This is a genomic window from Streptomyces sp. SID5910 (genome assembly GCF_009862125.1).
Lineage (GTDB): Bacteria > Actinomycetota > Actinomycetes > Streptomycetales > Streptomycetaceae > Streptomyces.
Genome location: NZ_WWHX01000148.1, coordinates 1 through 5,589 on the forward strand (window position 1 = coordinate 1; position 5,589 = coordinate 5,589).

The 5,589-nt window shown below is 71.1% G+C and carries 5 protein-coding genes; all 5 read right to left on the bottom strand.

Annotated features, from left to right (window positions below):
• On the bottom strand, positions 1–364 hold a 364-nt coding region (locus tag GTW67_RS05525), incomplete at its 3' end, for an ATP-binding cassette domain-containing protein (RefSeq protein ID WP_161163668.1).
• A complete protein-coding gene (locus tag GTW67_RS05530) occupies positions 361–1,359 on the bottom strand; it encodes an ABC transporter ATP-binding protein (protein ID WP_161163669.1) in 999 nt (332 codons plus the stop codon). The genes GTW67_RS05525 and GTW67_RS05530, both read right to left, overlap by 4 nt.
• Positions 1,356–2,270 (bottom strand): ABC transporter permease, encoded by a 915-nt coding sequence (locus tag GTW67_RS05535; protein WP_161163670.1) that lies wholly within the window; start codon positions 2,268–2,270, stop codon positions 1,356–1,358. The genes GTW67_RS05530 and GTW67_RS05535 overlap by 4 nt, the downstream gene beginning before the upstream one ends.
• Positions 2,267–3,346 carry an ABC transporter permease gene (locus GTW67_RS05540; protein ID WP_161163671.1) on the bottom strand — a complete coding sequence of 360 codons (1,080 nt, stop codon included), beginning with the start codon at positions 3,344–3,346 and terminating at the stop codon, positions 2,267–2,269. The genes GTW67_RS05535 and GTW67_RS05540 overlap by 4 nt, the downstream gene beginning before the upstream one ends.
• A 6-nt stretch (positions 3,347–3,352) precedes the next feature.
• Positions 3,353–5,236, bottom strand: a complete 1,884-nt coding sequence (locus tag GTW67_RS05545; RefSeq protein WP_161163672.1) for an ABC transporter substrate-binding protein — start codon at positions 5,234–5,236, stop codon at positions 3,353–3,355.
• Positions 5,237–5,589 lie beyond the last annotated feature (353 nt).

The following is a 5,589-nucleotide window of genomic DNA, read 5'->3' on the forward strand; positions in this document are numbered from 1 at the left end:
TGTAGCCATGGATGCGCAGCCCCTCGGCGACGGCGTCGTACACCGTGTGCCGCGGGTTGAGGGAGCCGCTCGGGTCCTGGAGGACCAGCTGGGCGCGCTTGCGGTAGGCCTTCAGCGCCCGCGAGGAGTAGTCGAGCGGCGCCCCGTCGAAGGTGACGCGGCCCGAGGTCGGCGGGACCAGGCCGAGCAGGGAACGGGCCAGGGTCGTCTTGCCGCAGCCGGACTCGCCGACCAGCGCCACGATCTCGCCCGGCCGGATGTCGAGGTCGACCCCGTCCACGGCCCGGGCGGGCGGCGCGCCGTGCCGGCCGGGGAAGGTGATGCGCAGGTCCTCGACGCTCAGCAGCGGTGGCGTGGTCGTCATGCGGTACGGCTCCTGACTTCCGCTTCGTCCGTGGCCGCCGGAGTTCCCCCGGCCACGTGCACGCACGCCGCCCGCCGGTCCGCGCCCGCCTCACGCAGCTCCTGGTCGTCGGTGGCGCAGACGTCCAGCGCGACGGGGCAGCGAGGGTGGAAGGCGCAGCCGGACGGCACCGCCGCGGGGTCGGGCGGGTCGCCGGGCAGCCCGCGCGGCGCGAACCTCGACCGCGGGTCGCCGATCCTCGGGAACGCCTCCGACAGCGCCCTGCCGTAGGGGTGCCGGGCGTCGTCGTAGACCAGCCGCGCCGGGCCCTCCTCGACCACCCGGCCCGCGTACATCACCGCGAGCCGGTCGCAGGTGTCGGCGAGCACGGCGAGGTCGTGGCTGATCATGACCAGGCCCACGTCCTGCTCGCTCACCAGCTCCTCGATCAGCCGGAGGATCTGCGCCTGGACCATCACGTCCAGCGCGGTGGTGGGTTCGTCGGCGACGATCAGACGGGGGTCGCAGGCCAGCGCCATCGCGATCATCACGCGCTGCCGCTGCCCCCCGGACAGCTCGTGCGGGTAGGCGGACGCCCGCGCCGCCGGCAGACCCACCTGCTCCAGCAGCTCACCGGCCCTCTTCCGGGCGGCCGCGGGGGTCGCCCTGCGGTGCAGCAGGATCGGTTCGGCGATCTGGTCGCCGACGCGGTGCACGGCGTTGAGGGAGTGCATCGCGCCCTGGAAGACGATCGACGCCCCGGCCCAGCGCACCGCCCGCACCCGGCCCCACTTCATCGTCAGCACGTCCTCCCCGTCGAGGAGGATCTCGCCGCCGACCCGGGCCCCGGCCGGCAGCAGCCGCAGCAGCGCCAGGGCCAGCGTGGACTTGCCGCAGCCGGACTCGCCCGCGAGGCCCAGCTTCTCGCCCGCGGCGAGGCTCAGGTCGACCCCGCGTACGGCGGCCGCGCCGCCCGGGTAGGTCACTTCCAGGTTCCGGACGTCGAGCAGACTCAACGGGACACCCCCAGCCTGGGGTTGAGGACGGACTCGACCGCACGCCCGCACAGCGTGAACGCCAGCGCGACGACCGCGATCGCGATGCCCGGCGGCACCAGGTACCACCAGTCGCCGGAGCTGACCGCCCCCGCCTCCCGCGCGTCCTGCAACAGCCCGCCCCACGACACGACCGACGGGTCCCCGAGCCCCAGGAACGCGAGGGTGGCCTCGGCGAGGATCGCGGAGGAGATGATCAGGGTGGTCTGGGCGAGGATCAGCGGCATCACGTTCGGCAGCACGTGCCGGGACATGATGTGCCCGTGGCCGCCGCCGAGTGCCTTCGCGCGTTCGATGTAGGGCCGTGACTCCACCGCCAGCGTCTGGGCCCGCACCAGCCGCGCGGTCGTCGGCCAGGTGGTGACGCCGATCGCCAGGACGATCGTGCCCAGCGAACGGGACATGACCGTCGCCAGCACGATGGCGAGCACCAGCGTCGGCATCACCAGGAACCAGTCCGTGACCCGCATCGCCACCGTGGCGTACCAGCCGCCGAAGTGCCCGGCGGTGATGCCGATGAGCGCCCCGATGGCCACCGACAGCACGGCCGCGAGCAGCCCGACAAGCAGCGAGACGCGCGACCCCCAGATCAGCAGCCCCAGCAGGCTGCGCCCGAACTGGTCGGTGCCCAGCGGAAATCGGCCGCTCGGCCCCTCCAGCGGCTGCCCGGGAGCATCGGTCACGCTCTGCACGTCCGAGCCGACGGTCAGCGGCGCGGTCAGCGCGAGCAGCCCGAACAGCACCAGCGCGGCGAGCCCGAACAGGCCCGCGCGGTGCCGCCGGTACTCCCTCCAGAAGCGTGCGGCGGAGGCCCGGCGGCGCTGCCACGCGAGCATGCGCGGGCCGAGCGGCGGAGCGGTCTCGGCGGTCATCGGCCCACCCTCGGGTCGAGCAGCGGATACAGGAGGTCGGCGAGGGTGTTCATGAGGATCACCGCCGCGGCGAAGACGAAGAACAGCCCCTGCACCAACGGCAGATCGGGCACGCTCAGCGCCTGGTAGAACAGCCCGCCGAGCCCCGGCCAGGAGAAGACCGTCTCGACCAGGATGACACCGGCGACGGTCCGGCCGAGGTTGACGAAGATCAGGGTCACGGTCGGCAGCAGCGCGTTCGGCACCGCGTGCCGGCGCCGCACGAGGTCGTCCCGCAGGCCCTTGGCGCGCGCCGTGGTCAGATAGTCGCCGCCCATCTCGTCCAGCAGCGCCGACCGCGTGACCAGCAGCGTCTGCCCGTACTCCACCGCGACCAGCGTCACCACCGGCAGGACGAGATGGTGGGCGACGTCCACGACGTACGCGAAGCCCTGCTCGCCGCCGGACTCCATGCCCCCGGTCGGGAACAGGCCCGGGATCGGGCCCACGCCGACCGACAGCACGATGATCAGCAGCAGCCCCAGCCAGAAGGAGGGGATGGAGTACAGCGTCAGCGCGAGCCCCGTGTTGACCCGGTCGCCGAGCCGGCCGTGCCGCCACGCGGAGCGGGTGCCGAGGAAGATGCCCAGGGCGGTGTAGAGCACGAAGGCCGTGCCGGTGAGCAGCAGCGTGTTCGGCAGCGCCTCGGTGATCTTGTCGAGGACGGGGCCGTGGAACTGGTACGAGGTCCCCAGGTCTCCCGTCAGCGCCTTGCCGCAGTACTGCGTGAACTGCTGCCACACCGGCAGGTCGAGGCCGAACTCCCGCCGGTAGGAGGCGATCTGCTCCGCCGACACCGGGCGGCCGCCGGTCATGAACTTCACCGGGTCGCCCGGGATCAGCCGGAAGAGGAAGAAACTGGTGACGAGCACGGCGAACAGCGAGACGACCGCGCCGGCCAGCCTCCCGGCCACGTACCGCAGATACGCGGTACCGGCCCCGGCCCGTGGGGCGCGCCCCGCCCCGGCCGGCCCGGACTTCACCGGTCCGGCCGCGGCCGCTCCCCCGAGGGAGGAGGATGTCGCTTCCGCGGTCATGAGCGCCTACTCACGCTCTTCCGCCGTGGACCGGCGGCGCACCGCGACCAGCACGCCGAGGCCGACGAGGACGACGACGCCCGCGACGATCCCGATCACCACGCCGGTCGAGGAGGAACTGTCCGAGGAGTCACCGGAGTCGGCGGGGACGGCGGACCACCAGCTCCAGTAGCCGTCCTGGCCGTAGATGTTGCCCGCCTCGGACGGCATCGTGGTGATCGACTTGATCTGGTCGGTGCGGTAGGCCTCGACGGCGTTCGGATAGGCCATGACGTTCATGTAGCCCAGGTCGTACAGCCGTGACTGCATCTGCTGGACGATCTCCGCCCGCTTGCCCGGGTCGTACTCGGCGAGCTGCTTGGCGTAGAGGTCGTCGTACGTCTTGTCGCAGATGAAGTTGTCCGTGGCGCCGGTGTCCTTGGGCGTCTGCGGACGGGCGGCACAGGTGTGGATGGACAGCACGAAGTCCGGGTCCGGGTTGACGGACCAGCCGTCGAAGGCCAGGTCGTACTTGCCCGCGAGCCAGGGGTCGGTCACGTTGTCGAGGCAGTTGAGCGTGGTCTCGATGCCGAGTTCGCCCCACCACTCCTGGAGGTACTTGCCGACCGCCTTGTCGTTGGGGTCGGTGGCGTGGCACAGGACGCGGTAGTTCAGCGGCTTGCCGTCCTTGCCGACGCGCTTGCCGTCGGCGTTCTTCCTGTAGCCCGCCTCGTCGAGCAGCTTGCCCGCCGCGGCCGGGTCGTGGGCCAGCTCCTGGCTGCCCGACGGCTTCCAGAAGTACGAGGAGAAGCGCGGGGGTATGTAGCCCTCGCCCTGGACCGCGTGGCCCCGGAAGACCTTGTCCACGATCGTCTTGCGGTCCACCGCCATGAACAGCGCGTTCCGCACCCGCTGGTCGAGCAGCGACGGGTCGCCGTCACCGAACTTCGTGCCGTCCTTGGACTGCGCGCCCGGGTTGGTCGCGAGGGCGTAGAAACGGCGGCCGGGCGCGTCGTTGACGTGGATGTTCTTGTCGCCCTTGAGCGAGTCCGCCTGCGCCGGTGTCAGCGACGGGGACCCGGCGACGAAGGACACCTCGCCCTTGCGCAGGGCGGCCACGGCGGCGTCCTGGTCCTTGTAGTACCGGAAGACCAGCTCGTCGAACTTCGGCGCGCCCCGCCAGTAGTCCTTGTTGGCCTTCAGCCGCACATAGCTGTCCGGCTTGTAGTCGGTGAGGACGAAGGGGCCGTCGCCGACGAGCGGGAAGTTCTTGTCGTTGTTGAACTCCGAGAAGTCGCCGACCTTCTCCCACACGTGCTTGGGCACGATCGGCACGTCGAGCGCGGTCATCGTGGCCTGCGGCGTCTTGAGCTTGATCACCAGCTGGGTGGGGCTGGGCGCGGTGACCTTCTCGAAGTTGGTGACGAAGCTGCCGTTGGCGGTGGCGGCGCCGTCGTCGGTCATCATCTTGTTGAACGTCCACGCCGCGTCCTCGGCGGTGACCTTCCGGCCGTCCGACCACTTCGAGTCGGAGCGGATCGTGTAGGTCCAGGTCAGCTTGTCCGGGGAGGACTGCCACTGGGTGGCCAGGCCCGGGATGACGTGGTTGTCCTTGGGGTCGTAGGCCGTCAGGTACTCGTACGTCAGCCGGTGGATGCTCGTGCTGACCAGCCGCACCGCGAGGAACGGGCTGAGCGAGTCGACGCTCTGCGCGACCGCGACGGTGAGGACCTTGCCGTCCTGTCCCTCCTTGGCCTGCACCGGGCCGCCGCGCGGTCCTGCCGCGGCCGACGGGGTGGCGACGCCGGACGCGAGGAGGAGAGCGGCGGCGGCGCCCGCGGCGGCCAGCAGCCGCGTCCTCTTCAGGCGGGGGCCGATGCGTCCTCTGCCGTGCTGATCCTGTGTGTTCATGGTTCGGAGACCTCGCGTCATCACTCGCGCGGAACGCTCGCTCGGCGTTCCGCACGGGGCGGGCTTGAACAGGTGCGAACGGACGTGAACGGGTTGTGAGCAGCCTTGCGTGCAGCTTGATCGGCTGGCGCCGACGGAATGAAGTGTGTGTCTATCAGCGGCAGTCTGCGCGCGTCAACGGTGTGTCAAACCCCATGTGGCCTGCGGAAACGGCGAGTTCACCGCGGCTTCGCCCACATTGGTGGAGACCACTGACGCCTTGCAGGTGAGAGTGTGGCGGCGCGATCCCGACGATTCTGACCGCGAACGCGCGAAGGCCCGCGCCGTCGGGTGACGACGCGGGCCTTCTGACC